Annotated in this window: 12 protein-coding genes; 7 read left to right on the top strand and 5 right to left on the bottom strand. The window is 69.4% G+C overall.

Annotated features, from left to right (window positions below):
- Nucleotides 1–45 precede the first annotated feature (45 nt).
- The 4 genes from ribD to ribH are packed head-to-tail and all read left to right on the top strand — an operon-like array spanning nt 46 to nt 3,551.
- A complete protein-coding gene (ribD, locus tag QCD70_RS03075) occupies nt 46–1,122 on the top strand; it encodes a bifunctional diaminohydroxyphosphoribosylaminopyrimidine deaminase/5-amino-6-(5-phosphoribosylamino)uracil reductase RibD (RefSeq protein ID WP_301213683.1) in 1,077 nt (358 codons plus the stop codon).
- Nucleotide 1,123: 1 nt separating this feature from the next.
- On the top strand, nt 1,124–1,735 hold the full coding sequence (locus tag QCD70_RS03070; RefSeq protein WP_301213682.1) for a riboflavin synthase: 612 nt from the start codon (nt 1,124–1,126) through the stop codon (nt 1,733–1,735).
- Nucleotides 1,732–3,075, top strand: coding sequence for a GTP cyclohydrolase II (gene ribA, locus QCD70_RS03065; protein WP_301213680.1), 1,344 nt, complete (start codon nt 1,732–1,734; stop codon nt 3,073–3,075). Before QCD70_RS03070 ends, ribA begins: the two co-directional genes overlap by 4 nt.
- On the top strand, nt 3,072–3,551 hold the full coding sequence (gene ribH / locus QCD70_RS03060; protein ID WP_301213678.1) for a 6,7-dimethyl-8-ribityllumazine synthase: 480 nt from the start codon (nt 3,072–3,074) through the stop codon (nt 3,549–3,551). Before ribA ends, ribH begins: the two co-directional genes overlap by 4 nt.
- A gap of 4 nt (nt 3,552–3,555) precedes the next feature.
- Here the strand turns inward: ribH and QCD70_RS03055 are convergent, their stop codons facing one another.
- On the bottom strand, nt 3,556–4,371 hold the full coding sequence (locus QCD70_RS03055; protein WP_301213677.1) for a ribokinase: 816 nt from the start codon (nt 4,369–4,371) through the stop codon (nt 3,556–3,558).
- 261 nt (nt 4,372–4,632) lie between these two features.
- Between QCD70_RS03055 and QCD70_RS03050 the strand changes: the two genes are divergently transcribed.
- From QCD70_RS03050 to QCD70_RS03040, 3 genes are all read left to right on the top strand, one after another.
- Nucleotides 4,633–6,033: an MFS transporter gene (locus tag QCD70_RS03050; RefSeq protein WP_301213676.1), complete on the top strand. Its 1,401-nt coding sequence runs from the start codon at nt 4,633–4,635 to the stop codon at nt 6,031–6,033.
- Nucleotides 6,034–6,126: 93 nt separating this feature from the next.
- Nucleotides 6,127–6,321, top strand: a complete 195-nt coding sequence (locus QCD70_RS03045; RefSeq protein ID WP_301213675.1) for a hypothetical protein — start codon at nt 6,127–6,129, stop codon at nt 6,319–6,321.
- 106 nt (nt 6,322–6,427) lie between these two features.
- Nucleotides 6,428–8,260: an ABC transporter ATP-binding protein gene (locus QCD70_RS03040; RefSeq protein WP_301213674.1), complete on the top strand. Its 1,833-nt coding sequence runs from the start codon at nt 6,428–6,430 to the stop codon at nt 8,258–8,260.
- Between the two features lie 427 nt (nt 8,261–8,687).
- On the opposite strand, the gene QCD70_RS03035 is transcribed toward QCD70_RS03040, so the two are convergent.
- From QCD70_RS03035 to dacB, 4 genes are all read right to left on the bottom strand, one after another.
- Nucleotides 8,688–10,154, bottom strand: a complete 1,467-nt coding sequence (locus QCD70_RS03035; protein ID WP_301213673.1) for an NAD-dependent succinate-semialdehyde dehydrogenase — start codon at nt 10,152–10,154, stop codon at nt 8,688–8,690.
- Nucleotides 10,155–10,175: 21 nt separating this feature from the next.
- On the bottom strand, nt 10,176–12,404 hold the full coding sequence (locus tag QCD70_RS03030) for an MMPL family transporter (protein ID WP_301213672.1): 2,229 nt from the start codon (nt 12,402–12,404) through the stop codon (nt 10,176–10,178).
- A gap of 2 nt (nt 12,405–12,406) precedes the next feature.
- Complete coding sequence (locus QCD70_RS03025; protein ID WP_301213671.1) at nt 12,407–13,000, bottom strand: isochorismatase family protein; 594 nt, start codon at nt 12,998–13,000, stop codon at nt 12,407–12,409.
- Nucleotides 13,001–13,089: 89 nt separating this feature from the next.
- Nucleotides 13,090–14,553, bottom strand: coding sequence for a D-alanyl-D-alanine carboxypeptidase/D-alanyl-D-alanine endopeptidase (gene dacB, locus QCD70_RS03020; protein WP_301213668.1), 1,464 nt, complete (start codon nt 14,551–14,553; stop codon nt 13,090–13,092).
- Between the last annotated feature and the right edge of the window lie 55 nt (nt 14,554–14,608).

Below are 14,608 nucleotides of genomic sequence, written 5' to 3'. Positions count from 1 at the left end.
GATACACGACGGGGCCCCGGAATGCGTCGACCAGACGGAGACCGGATGACCAGGCAGCGACACGAAGCCGACGCGATGCGTCGTGCCATCGAGCTGTCGAGGCGCGGCCCTGCCAACGGGGCGAATCCCCGAGTCGGCTGCGTCATTCTGGATGCCTCGGGTCGCGTGATCGCCGAAGGCTGGCATCGCGGGCAGGGCACCGCGCACGCCGAGGTCGCCGCGCTCGACACACTCTCCGACCGCTCGCTCGCTCGGGGCGCGACCGCGGTGGTGACACTCGAGCCGTGCAACCACACGGGCACCACGGGCCCGTGCAGCGAGGCGCTCATCGCGGCCGGCGTCGGCCGGGTCGTCTACGCCGTCGACGATCCGGGCGTCTCATCGGCCGGGGGCGGCCAGCGCCTCCGCGGCGCCGGCATCGACGTCGAGGAGGGCCTTCTCCGCGCCGAGGCCACCGAGAACATCCTGCCCTGGCTCACCGCGATGCAACGCGGCACCCCGTTCGTGACCGTCAAATGGGCATCCAGTCTCGACGGTCGCGCGGCCGCTGCCGACGGCACCAGCCAGTGGATCACGGGACCCGCCGCCCGAGCAGATGTGCATCGGCGGCGCGCCGAGGCGGGCGCCATCGCGGTCGGCACCGGCACCGTGCTGGCCGACGATCCCGGCCTGACGGCGCGCGACGCCGAAGGCCTGGAGCTGCCCGAGCAGCCGATTCCCGTGATCGTCGGACGCCGCTCGGTGCCCCGCCACTCGCGCGTCCTCGCGCATCCGGCCGGTGTCATCGAGTACCCGCATCGAGACCTGCCGGGCCTGCTCGCCTCGCTCGCGGAGCGCGACGTGCGCCACGTGTTCGTCGAGGGCGGCCCGACCCTTGCGAGCGCCTTTCTCGCCGCAGGTCTTGCCGACGAGGTGCTCGTCTACCTCGCACCCGCGCTGCTGGGCGGGCCCGCGACCGCCGTGACCGACATCGGGGTGCGCACCATCTCCGAGCAGCACCGCATGAGATTCACCCACGTCGAGCGACTCGGCGACGATCTGCTGCTCGTCGCCCGCCCCGCGGTCTCTCCCGACACCGACTCGGCCGACACAGACTCCGCCCCACCGAAAGAAGACGACTGACATGTTCACCGGAATCATCGAAGAACGCGGAACGGTCACGGCGATCGCCCGATCGAGCGACGCGCTGCGCCTGACCGTTCGCGGCCCCCTGTCCGTCTCCGACGCCCGCCACGGGGACTCCATCTCGGTGAGCGGCGTCTGCCTGACGGTCGTCGATCGCGTGGAGGACACCTTCACCGCCGACGTGATGGCGCAGACGCTGGCCATGTCGACCATCGGCTCGCTCGTGGAGGGCTCCGAGGTGAACCTCGAACGCGCGGCCCTGGTGGGCGACAGGCTCGGCGGCCACATCGTGCAGGGGCACATCGACGGCACGGCGACCGTTCTGTCGGTCTCCCCCGGCGAGGCATGGAGCGTGCTCCGGTTCCGCCTTTCAGGCGAGAACGCCCGACTCGTCGTCGACAAGGGATCGATCGCGGTCTCGGGCGTCTCGCTGACCGTCTCGGCCATCGGGCGCGACGACGAGGGCGACTGGTTCGAGGTGTCCCTCATTCCCGAGACCCTGTCGGCCACGACCCTGGGAACTCTCTCGCCGGGCGACCTCGTCAACATCGAGACCGACATCCTCGCCCGCCACGTGGAACGCCTCCTGTCGTTCGGAGCCCGCTCATGACCGCCACGTCCTCGTCTCCGACTTCTCTCTCTCCGATGACCGAGGTCCTCGACGCCCTCCGCCAGGGTCGACCCGTCATCGTGGCCGACGCTGAGAACAGGGAGAACGAGGGCGACGCGATCCTGGCGGCAGAGCACGCGTCTCCCGAGTGGATCGCCTGGATGGTGCGGCACACCTCCGGGTTCCTGTGCGCGCCGATGACGGCCGAGACGAGCGACAGGCTCGGCCTCCCCCGCATGGTCGAACGCAACGAGGACTCGCTGCGCACCGACTACACGGTCACGGTCGACGCGTCGTCGGGCATCACGACGGGAATAAGCGCAACCGACAGGGCGGAGACGTTCCGTCGCCTCGCCGATCCCGCATCGACTCCGCAGAGCTTCATCCGGCCCGGTCACGTACTGCCGGTGCGCGCCGTCTCCGGCGGGGTGCGCGTGCGCCCGGGCCACACCGAGGCGACGGTCGACCTGCTGACCCTGGCCGGCCTCACCCCGGTGGGCGTGATCGGCGAGATCGTCGCCGACGACGGCGAGATGATGCGCCTGCCCGGCCTGCTCGAGCTCGGTGCGGAGTCCGGGCTGCCCGTCACCACGATCGCGGCCCTCATCGACTACCTCGACGGTGTGGATGCCGCGGCACGGCTCGCCGGAACGCCGCCCGAGGCCATCGTCACGGCTCCCGAGGTCGCAAGCGAGCCCCTTCGCGTGACCTTCGAGGTCGAGACCACGGTTCCCACCGTGCACGGCGACTTCAGGATCAGGGCGTACCACGACACCGTGACCGGCTACGAGCATCTGGCCCTCGTCTCGGGCGACCCCGCATCGGCCTCGGCCGTGGTGCGCGTGCACTCGGAGTGCCTCACCGGCGAGGCGTTCGGTTCGCTCAAGTGCGAATGCGGCCCCCAGTTGCAGGAGGCCCTCGACCAGGTTCACGCCACGGGCGGCGTGGTCATCTACCTCCGCGGCCACGAGGGGCGGGGCATCGGTCTGCTGAACAAGCTCCGGGCCTATCGGCTGCAGGAGGACGGCCTCGACACCCTCGACGCCAACCTCGCTCTCGGGCTTCCCGCCGACGCCCGCGACTACGGGGCCGCCGTCGCGATCCTGGCCGATCTCGGCATCCGATCGGTTCGGCTGCTCACGAACAACCCCGATAAGGTGAGCCAGCTCGAACAGCACGGCGTGACCGTCGCCGAACGGGTGCCCCTGATCGTCGGCGTCGACGCCGCGAACGCCGGGTACCTCACCGCGAAGGCGTCGCGGATGGGCCATGTCATTCCCGAGTGGGTCACTCGCGACCAGCTCTCTCCCACATCCACCGACGAAAGGCCCTCATCATGAGCGGTGCAGGATCCCCCACTCTGAACACCGACGGCACCGGCCTGAAGATCACGATCGTCGCCGGCCTCTGGCACGAGACCATCACGAACGGCCTCCTCGCCGGCGCGCACCGGGTGCTCGACGCGTCGGGCGCCGAGGTCAGCGAGGTGCGGGTGCCCGGCAGCTTCGAACTGCCCGTGGTCGCGAAAGCCGCCCTCGAGGCGGGAGCCGACGCCGTCGTGGCGCTCGGCGTGATCATCCGCGGCGGCACGCCGCACTTCGAGTACGTGTCGGATGCCGCGACCTCCGGCCTCACGCACGTGAGCATCCAGACGGGCAAGCCGATCGGATTCGGCGTTCTCACGCTCGACGACGAGAAGCAGGGACTCGACCGCGCAGGGCTGCCCGACTCGACCGAAGACAAGGGGGCCGAGGCTGCCGAGGCCGCCCTCGCGACCGCCCAGGCGATCCGCAAGATCATGCTGGAGCGCCGCTGAGCTGTCAGTCGGGCTGCGCGCCGACCCACTCGACGGCGCGACCCGCCGCGTCGCTCGCGGCCTGCATGGCGGCGCGCGCATCCAGGCCGGCCGCGAGGCCCGCGGCGAGCGTTCCGCAGTAGCTGTCGCCCGCGCCCGTGGTGTCGACCACGTGATCGACCCGGGCGGCGGCGACCTCGATGGAGCCCCAGCGCGACCCCGCCGAGCCGAGCGTGACCAGCAGCGACTCGGGCGACACCCCGGAGCGCTCGAGCTGCTGCGCCTCGTGCTCGTTGACGACCACCGGGTCGGCGAGCGCGAGGACCTCGGCGGGGATCTCCGCGAACGGAGCGAGATTGAGCACCACCCTGGCGCCACGCGAGTGCGCCATGCGCGCCGCCTCGGCGATCACCTCGAGGTCGGACTCCAGGGGCGCGAGAAGCACGTCGCCCGGTTCGACGGATTCGAGCGGACCCAGGTCGGCCGTGGTGAGACGGGCGTTGGCGCCCGGCGACACGATGATGGTGTTCTCAGCCTGCGCATCCAGCGCGATCATCGCGTGCCCCGTGGTCGAGCCCTGTGTCACCGTGACCCCGCTCGCGTCGATTCCGCGGGCGTTGAGCCGTGCGATGTAGTCGTGCCCGCCCGCGTCGTCGCCGACACGACCGATGAACAGCACCTGTGCGCCCGCCGCCGCGGCAGCGACGGCCTGATTCGCACCCTTTCCCCCGAAGAAGGTGGCCACGTCGCCGCCCATCAGTGTCTCGCCCGGTCGTGGGTGCCTCTCGACCTCGACGACCGAGTCGATATTGAGGGAACCGACGACGAAGACGCGGGGCATGACTGTCCATCCTGAACGGCCACCGTCGGACGCGTTCGGCACAATTGTAAGGGAGCCGTACTCGTATGCCGCGGCGGGAATGACCCTCTGCGGGGGCATGCCGCGCCCGATTCGCGCGTAAGGTTGTCGGGGCGCAGAACCGGCGCCGACACTTTTCGCATCGATGACGCTCGTGGGGCCGACGAACAACGTCGCTGCTCCCGGCGCCAGCCCGGTGCGCTCTCGTCATCGCGTCTCGACGCACTCACCGAAAGCCCGCTCATGTCATCCGCAGCCCCGGCCGCAACAGCGCCCGCGCCCAAGACCAATCCCCGCTCGCGCGTCATCCTCGCCAGCCTCATCGGCACGTCGATCGAGTTCTACGACTTCTACGTCTACGCCACAGCAGCGGTGCTCGTCTTCCCGAAGCTCTTCTTTCCGAACGCCGACGACACCACCGCACTGCTGAGCTCGTTCGCCGCCTTCGGCGCCGCGTTCGTGGCGCGACCCATCGGCTCGATCATCTTCGGCCACTTCGGCGACAGGATCGGTCGCAAGGGAACGCTCGTGGCCTCGCTGCTCACGATGGGTATCGCGACGGTGCTGATCGGATGCCTGCCCACCGCGAGCGCGGACGGATGGATCGTGCTCGCCCCGACGTTCCTCGTCATCCTCCGCTTCTGCCAGGGCCTCGGCCTCGGCGGCGAGTGGAGCGGTGCAGCGCTGCTCGCGACCGAGAACGCCCCGAAGGGCAAGCGCGCCATCTACGGCACGTTCCCGCAGCTGGGTGCGCCCATCGGGTTCATCGTCGCCAACGGCGTGTTCCTCTGGCTCTCCCTCGGACTCAGCGCCGAGGACTTCGCGGCCTGGGGCTGGCGCATCCCGTTCCTCGGCAGCGCGGTGCTGGTCGCAGTGGGCCTGTACGTGCGCTTCAAGCTCATCGAGACGCCCGCGTTCCAGAAGGTCGTCGAGAAGGGCGAGGTCGCGAAGCTCCCCCTCGCGCGCGTCTTCAAGACGAGCTGGCGCCCGCTCATCCTCGGCACGTTCATCATGCTGGCCACCTACGTGCTGTTCTACCTGATGACCACCTTCACCCTGACCTTCGGAACGACCCCGGCAACCGTCGAGGCCGGGCAGGCCGCCGCGGAGAAGGCGGGCAAGCCGTTCTCGGCCGACGCGTTCGTCGCGGGCCTCGGCTACCCCCGCAACGACTTCCTGGTGATGCTGATCATCGGTGTCGTGTTCTTCGGCATCTTCACGCTGGTCGCCGGCCCCCTCGCCGAGAAGTTCGGTCGCCGCAAGACGCTCATCTGGGTCACGATCGGCATCATCGTATTCGGCCTGCTCTTCGTTCCGCTCTTCGGCGGCGGCTTCGTGGGCGTCATGGCACTGCTCATCATCGGCTTCACGCTCATGGGGCTCACCTTCGGCCCCATGGGATCGATCCTGCCGGAGCTGTTCCCGACCAACGTGCGCTACACCGGCTCGGCGATCAGCTACAACGTCGCCAGCATCCTCGGTGCCGCTGTCGCCCCGTTCATCGCCGTCTACCTGTGGACCCTCGCCGACGGCAGCACGTGGCTGGTCGGCCTGTACCTGAGTGCCGCGGCCGTGATCACTCTGGTCGCCCTCATCCTGAGCAAGGAGACCAAAGACGTGGACTACGAGTCGAACGTCTCCTGACCCGCGTCACCGCACGCATCCCCGAGCCTGCGAGCCGCCGCCAGTGTCCTGCACTGTGCGGCAGTTCGCAGGCTCGCGGCATAAGGTGAGCCCATGTCGATTCATGCGGGCACGCCGTGGCGTCACGCCGGCTCCTGGCGCGGCGACGAGCCCCAACGGGCGATCCGCGCCTGGCTTCTCGCATCCGGTCTCGGCGGCCTGATGCTGGCGGCCCTTCTGCTCGCTCCTCCGGTCTCGCCCACCTCGTCGTCGATCGACAGCCCGGCCGCCGTCGTCACCACCCGGTGACCCGCACCGCGCACACGCGGTGCACAATGGAGAGGGGCCCGCGCACTCGGCTCGACCGACGGTACGGCGCATCGCACTCCCCTCTTCCCGCAGCAGAAAGATCCGCATGAGCACCAGCACGCAGCCACGACGCCGACTGGGCCGGGCGCCGAAGCCCGAAGACGGCCCCCGCGCCCGGTTCAGCCAGCTGCTGCCCTATCTCTCCGAGCACCGTCCGATCCTCGGCGTGGTCATCGTGCTCAGCATCCTGGGAGCCGGGGCCAGCCTGGCCCAGCCCCTGCTGGTGAGCCAGGTGATAACCGTGGTGCAAGCCGGCGATCCGCTGGGAACCCTCGTGGCCGCGCTGGTGGCCCTCGTGGTCGTCTCCGGGCTCATCAGTGGATTCCAGCACTACCTGCTGCAGCGCACGGGCACGGCGGTCGTACTGTCGGCCCGGCGCCAGCTGGTGCGCCGAATGATGCGTCTGCCGATTCGCGAGTTCGACGTGCGCAGAACCGGCGACCTCGTCAGCCGCGTCGGCAGCGACACCACGCTCCTCTACGCCGTCATCACCCAGGGACTCGTCGACGCGATCGGCGGCTCGCTCGTGTTCTTCGGCGCCCTGATCGCCATGCTCATCATCGATCCCGTGCTGCTCGGTCTCACGGTCGCGGTCATCGCCGTCTCCGTCGTCACGGTCGTCCTCATCTCCGGTCGCGTGCGCACGGCCAGCCGCAAGCAGCAGGAGAAGGTCGGCGACCTCGCGGCATCGGTCGAGCGCTCGCTCGGCGCCATCCGTACGGTGCGCGCATCCAATGCCACCGACCGCGAGATCGCGGCCATCGAGACGGATGCGCGGGGCGCGTTCGACATGGGCGTGCAGGTCGCGAAGATCTCGGCCCTCGTCGTGCCCATCGCCGGAATCGCCCTGCAGGTGTCGCTGCTGGTCGTGCTCGGCGTGGGCGGCTTCCGCGTCGCGGACGGCTCGATCACCATCGCCAACCTGATCTCGTTCATCCTCTTCCTGTTCATGATGATCATGCCTCTCGGCCAGGCGTTCGGTGCGCTCAACTCCGTGAACCAGGCGCTCGGAGCCCTCGGCCGCATCCAGGAGATCATCGACCTGCCCGTCGAGACCCAGTTCGACGCCGAGATCGCGCGCACCTCGGCGCCTCCCATCGCATCCGACGGCGTCGCTCTCGAGTTCGACGACGTGCACTTCGCGTATGCCGGCGCGCCCGTCGACGACGACGACGTACCTGCGGGCGGGCCCATGGCATCCGGCGTTCTGCACGGCGTGAGCTTCGCGGCCCGCCAGGGCCAGCGAACGGCGCTGGTCGGCCCGTCAGGAGCGGGCAAGAGCACCATGCTGGCCCTCATCGAACGCTTCTACGATCCGACCTCGGGCACCGTGCGTCTCGGCGGAATCGACCTCAAGGCCATCGATCGCGAGACGCTTCGGTCGCAGATCGGCTACGTCGAGCAGGATGCGCCCGTGCTCGCCGGAACGATCCGTCAGAACCTGCTGCTGGCCTCCCCCGACGCGACCGATGAGCAGTGCATCGAGGTGCTGCACGCGGTGAATCTCGGCGAGGTGCTCGACCGCAACGACAACGGGCTCGACGCCGCGGTCGGCGAAGACGGCGTCATGCTCTCCGGCGGCGAACGCCAGCGGCTGGCCATCGCCCGTGCCCTGCTCGCGGCCCCGCCCATCCTGCTGCTCGACGAATCGACGTCGAGCCTCGACGGCCTGAACGAACAGATGCTGCGCGAGGCGATCGACGCGGTCGCGGAGAACCGCACGCTCATCGTGATCGCGCACCGGCTGTCGACGGTCGTCGACTCCGACCAGATCGTGGTGCTCGAGCACGGCCGCGTGGTCGGCGTGGGAACGCATTCCGAGCTCGTCGTGTCGACCCCGCTGTACAAAGACCTGGCGAAGCACCAGCTACTGGTGTGACGGCGGTCTCGCTACGAGCTAGCGGAGCACAAATCGGACGACACGCTGCCACTCGAGCTCGGTCTGCGGCATGTTGCTCCGCATGTGCGTCCTTAGCCCGCCGGAGCGCGGTGTGGTCGGCGAGGCCGATGGCCAGCTGAGGACAAAGTCATTCTTTCTCGGATCAAGGCCCGGATATCCGGGGATGAATTGCCCGAACCGTTGTTCCCCAGCAGTCTGTCCTCACATAGCGCCCGTCTGCGCACCTTCGTATGTGCGAACGGGAGGAACGATGCGCATCGGACGCACATAGTGCGTCGATTTGATAAATCTCCTCCCGTTATGGAGACAGATGGGCGTAACCAGGCGTGGGAGGTGCCCTTCGACAAGCTCAGGAAACGGTTTCCTACGCGGGAGGCGCCCTTCGACGAGCTCAGGGAATGGGAATCTACGAGTTCGGGATGAGCGTGTACTTCGTCGACAGGTACTCGTGGATGCCCTCCAGCCCGCCCTCGCGGCCCAGTCCCGACTGCTTGACGCCGCCGAAGGGGGCCGCCGCGTTCGATACGACGCCCACGTTGAGGCCCATCATGCCGGTCTCGAGGCGCTCGATCATGCGCTGACCCCGGGCCAGGTCGGAGGTGAAGACGTAGCTCACGAGACCGTACTGGGTGTCGTTGGCGAGCCGCACGCCCTCGTCCTCGTCGTCGAACGTCACGATCGACACGACGGGTCCGAAGATCTCCTCGCGCAGGATGTCACTGCCGGCGGCGACCCCGGACACGACGGTGGGCTCGTAGAAGCTTCCCGGGCCGTCGACGCGCTTGCCGCCGGTGACCAGCTCGGCGCCCCGTGAGACGGCGTCCTGCACCAGGGAGTCGGCCTTGTCGACCGCCTTGTCGTTGATGAGCGGGCCGATGTCGACTCCCTGCTCGGTGCCGCGGCCGATCGAGAGGGCCTTCACCCGGTCGGCGATGCGCCGGGCGAACTCGTCGGCGACCGCGGAGTGCACGATGAAGCGGTTGGCCGCCGTGCATGCCTGACCGATGTTGCGGAACTTCGCGAGCATGGCCCCGTCGACCGCCTTGTCGAGATCGGCGTCGTCGAAGACGACGAAGGGGGCGTTGCCGCCGAGCTCCATCGAGGTGCGCAGCACGTTGGCGGCCGACTGGGCGATGAGTTTCTGACCGACGCCCGTGGACCCCGTGAAGCTGAGCTTGCGCAGCCGAGGATCTCTGATGATGGGTTCCGAGACCTCACCCGATGTGGACGTGGTGATCACGTTGAGCACGCCCGCGGGCAGGCCCGCGTCTTCGAGCAGCTTCGCGAAGAAGAGCGTGGTGAGGGGCGTGAGCTCGGCCGGCTTGACGACGACCGTGCAGCCTGCCGCGAGGGCCGGCGCGATCTTGCGCGTGGCCATGGCGAGCGGGAAGTTCCAGGGGGTGATCAGGAAGCAGGGGCCGACGGGTCGCTGCGACACGACCATCGTTCCTGTGCCCTCGGGGTTCTGCCCGTAGCGACCCGAGATGCGCACCGCCTCTTCGCTGAACCAGCGCAGGAACTCTCCCCCGTAGGCCACCTCACCGGCGGCCTCCGCCAGCGGCTTGCCCATCTCGAGGGTCATCAGCAGGGCGAACTCCGCCTTGCGCTCCTGCAGCATGTCGAACGCCCGGCGCAGGATCTCACCGCGCACCCGCGGAGCCGTGGCCGCCCACTCGGCCTGGGCGGCGACCGCGGCGTCGAGGGCTCGGATGCCGTCGGCCGGGCCGGCATCGGCGATCGTGCGGATCGTCGCGCCCGTCGCCGGGTCGTCGACATCGATGGTGCGACCGCCCTCAGCGTCGACCCACTGCCCACCGATGTAGAGCTGGTTGGGCACCGATGCGAGAAGCGAGGATTCGGACGTCGTTGTCATGATTCTCCGTACTGCTGAGCGCTAGCGAGATGGTGTGTCGACGCCCTGAGGCGCCTTCGCCAGCTTACTCGGCCACCAGATGACACGACCCAGGTCGTAGGCCAGCGCGGGCACCAGCAGCGACCTCACTAGCAGCGTGTCGAGCAGCACGCCGAAGGCCACGATGAAGGCGATCTGGGCGAGGAAGAGCACGGGAATGACCCCGAGCGCCGAGAACGTCGCGGCCAGAACGATTCCGGCCGAGGTGATGACCCCTCCGGTCACCGTCAGCCCCCGCAGGATGCCGGCGCGCGTTCCGTGCGCGATCGACTCCTCCCGCACGCGGGTCATGAGGAAGATGTTGTAGTCGATGCCCAGGGCCACGAGGAACACGAAGCCGTAGAGGGGAACCGACGGGTCGGCGCCGGGGAACCCGAAGACCTGATTGAAGACGAGCGCGGAGACGCCGAGCGCGGCGGCGAACGAGACGACCACGCTGAGCACCAGCAGCACCGGCGCCAGGATCGACCTCAGCAGCAGCATCAGGATGAGCAGGATGACCACGAGCACGATCGGGATGATGGTGTTGCGGTCGTGCACGCTGGCCGTGTCCGAGTCGATGGCGGTCGCCGTGACTCCGCCGACGAGTGCGCCGGACGTCGTGTCGGCCAGCGCCGACCGCAGCTCGCGCACCGTGTCCTTCGCGGCATCCGAATCTGCGGCATCGGAGAGCGTCGCCTGCAGCAGCACGTCGCCGTCGACGACCGTCGGCGCCACGGCGATGAGCGTCTGCGCGCCTCCGGGCGCCGAGAGCGACCCGTCGCTGTCGACGACGGCAGAGCCCGAGGGCGAATTCGCGCTGGTGACCGTGAGCGAGGTCACTCCGTCGGCCCCGAGAACGGTGGATGCGACGTCGGCCAGGTCGGCCTCGGGCGCGACGATCAGCGCCGGGCTTCCCGAACCGCCAGGGAAGTGCTCGCCGAGGGCCTCCTGGCCATCGCGCGCCTCCGACGAGCCGAGGATGAGGTCGCTCTGCGGAACGCCGCTGGCCTGCAACTGCAGCACTCCTGTGCCGGCCGCGAGCAGCACGACCGTGGTGACGATCCAGATCGTTCGGGGCCGCCAGGCGATGAACGCCTCGAGCCGCGCCCAGAAGCCCTTGGGTGCGCCGTGGGCGGCCTCGTGCGGGCCGAAACCGTGGCGGGCGTGCTCTGCCGCTGCGCGGGTCGCCGCCCCATCCGGCGCCGCGTATTTCGGCCGCAGCGGCCAGAACGACGCCCGGCCGCAGGCCAGCAGCAGCGCCGGAAGCAGCGTGAGCGATGCGAGCACGCTGAAGGCGACGCCGACGGCCGAGACGGGGCCGAGCGCCTTGTTCGAATTGAGGTCGGAGAAGAGCAGGCAGAGCAGGCCGGCGATGACCGTTCCACCCGACGCGAGGATCGGCTCGAGCGACACGCGCAGGGCCGCCCACGTCGCATCCCAGCGCTTCTCGTGCGTGCGCAGCGCCTCCCTGTACCGCGACACGTACAGCAGCGAATAGTCGGTGGCGGCACCGATCACGAGGATGAAGAGGATGCCCTGCACCTGCCCGTTCAGCGTGAAGACGCCGGCCTTGGCGAGCCACCAGACGGTGAGCAGGCTCGTGGTGAGCGCGAACAACGACGTTCCGAGCACCAGGAACGGCAGCAGGGGCGATCGATAGACGACGAAGAGGATGAGGAAGACGGCGGCGAGGGCCGTCACGAGCAGGATGCCGTCGATTCCCGCGAACGCGTCGCCGATGTCGGCGGTGAAGCCCGCCGGGCCGGTGACGAACGCCGTCACTCCCTCGATCGAACCCTCGCGCAGCAGGTAGGAGCGCATCGAGTCGACGGTGTCGCGCACCTCGCCCGAGGCATCGATCGGCACGAAGACCTCGACCGCCTGACCGTCTTCCGACGGAATCGCCGGCGAGATGTCGTCGGCGACCCCCGGTACTGTCGCGATCCCGTCGATCTGGTTCTGGATGCCCGTGCGCTGCTCGTCGGTGAGCTCGGCTCCATCGTCGGTGCGGAACACGATGATCGCGGGGATGGCGTCGGAGTCGGTGAACTGCTTCTGCAGCGCGCTCACCTTGGTCGCGTCGGCGCTGGCGGGCAGGTAGGTGGTCTGGTCGTTGCTCGACACCTCGTCGATGCGGCCGAAGTACGGGCCTCCGATCGATGCGGCGGTCAGCCACACGAGGATCAGGGCGGCGGGGAGGAGGATCCTCAGCCACCGGGGAACGCGCACGTCTAGCTTTCGACCTGGGCGGCGAGCACGAGGTCGGCGCCGGCGCGGGTCATCTCCGCCAGGGCCTCGCGGCTCGACTCGGGCGCGACGCCGGCCACGAGGTCGGTGATGATGCGCACGTCGCGTCCATGCTGCAGCGCGTCGAGCGCGGAGGCGCGAACGCAGTAGTCGGTCGCGAGACCGGCGATGTCGATCTGGGTGATGCCGTGGGTGTCGAGCAGCTCGACGACCGAGCCGCCCTCTTCCGCGGTTCCCTCGAAGATCGAGTAGGCAGGCTTTCCCTGGCCCTTGCGGATGTGGAAGTCGATCGAGTTGGTCGTGAGGTCGTCGTGGTACTCGGCACCGAACGTTCCGGCGACGCAGTGCACGGGCCAGCTGTCGACGAAGTCGGGGGCCTCGTCGGTCGCGAAATGGCCGCCGTTGTCGTTGTCTGCGTCGTGCCAGTCGCGCGAGGCGAAGATCATGTCGTAGGCATCACGGTGCTCCGCCAGCAGGGCCGAGACCCCGGCCGCCACAGCTTCGCCGCCTTCGACGCCCAGGGCGCCGCCCTCGGTGAAGTCGTTCTGCACGTCGATGATGAACAGTGCGCGGGCCATGCCGTCTCACTCTCTGTCTCACAGGCTACCGGTCGAGTCCGGTCGAATTAGTCAGCCGGCTTACCAATTGAGTCTAGAGCACACGCGGGTCACTGATTCGACAGGTTGTTCCCGCAACGATAGGCCGCGGCCGTCACCGTGTCGAGCGCCTGCTTCGAGCTGTCCGACACGTCGTCGAGCGCGAAGAAGGCGAAGGTCAGGATCGACCCGTCTGCCGCGGTGATGATGCCCGACAGGGTGTAGCCGGTGTCTATCCACCCGGTCTTCGCGATCACGCGACCCGCGGCATCCGAATTCGACCCGGTGAAGCGGCCGGCGAGGGTGCCGCTCTCGCCCGCCACAGGCAGGCCGTCGGCGATGATGCCGAGGTTGCCCTCCCGGGCCGCGATCTTGGCGAACAGCGCGGTGAGGAAGTTGGGCGAGACCCCGTTGTCGTCGGAGAGACCGGAGCCGTCGACGATGACGAGCCCGGCGGTGTCGAGGCCGTAGCTCGCGAGCGCGGCGGGGGTGGATGCGGCGAGCGAGGAGAAGGAGCTGCCCGAGCCCTGCGCGATCGCCGTGAGGCGGGCCAGCATCTCGGCCTCGGTGTTGTCGGATCGCAGGAGCGCATCCTGCACCATCGTCGACACCGGCGCCGACTGCACCTGGCCGAGCGTCGCCGTGCCCGCCGGCGCCACACCCTGGCTGATCGAGGCGCCCGTCGCCCCGAGGGCGCTCGCGAACGCCGCGCCCGCGCGCCCGATCGGGTCTTCGCTGCGGGTCGACTGGCTGCTCGACGGGTTCGCCCGGTCGCCGTCGACCTGCAGCGCGGTCACCTCGCTGGACCAGCCGTCGAAGAGTTCCTTCCGGTTCCAGGAAGGCTGCCATGCGTCGCCCGAGAACGCCGAGGAATCGAGCACGATCGAGGTGACGGGTGCGCCCCCCAGCGACGCGTTCACCTGCGCCGCGAGGTCGAGCATGCTGGCCGAGCCGGGGTAGATGTTCGACGAACCGCTGGCGAGGGTGATGTCTCCGCCGCCGACCAGCACGACCTGGCCGGGCTCCGTTCCGGCGACGACGGTGGTGCTCGCGCGATAGTCGGGGCCGAGCACGGCCAGGGCGGCCGCGCTGGTGAGCACCTTCATGACGCTGGCCGTGCGCGAGTAGGTGCCGCCCGCGTGGTCGTAGAGGATCTCGCCGGTGGTCGCGTTGCGCACGCTGCCCGAGAAGGTGCCGAGGCGCTCATCGGATGCCGCCTCCGCGATCGAGCAGGTGCGCACCGGTTGGGCGGCGGGCACGGCGGCGGGCACAGGGCGCGCCGTGGGGGTCGGGGTGGGCGTCGGCGTCGCGGAGGCGGGACCGGACGGGCTGGCGCTGGGAAGCGTCGCAACACGGGCCGCCGCATCGGCGTCGGGCGCACCGACGGCCGCCCCGGCCAGGAGCCCGCCGCCGCCGAGCACGATGAGTGCGACTGCTGCGGCGGTGATCGCGAAGGCCCTCGGATGCCGACGGGCGCGCCCCACGAGTCCGCTCAGCAAAGTGACGCGCGGCGTCGTTGCGGGAGTCTCGGACATCGTTCCATGCTAACCCGGGCCGGATGAGCACGGCCGGGCGGCGCTGGTCTGGAGG

The organism is Agreia sp. PsM10, assembly GCF_030433855.1.
Lineage (GTDB): Bacteria > Actinomycetota > Actinomycetes > Actinomycetales > Microbacteriaceae > Agreia.
The sequence above is the reverse complement of the archived record's forward strand: the minus strand, read 5'-3'. Positions and strand labels throughout refer to the sequence as shown.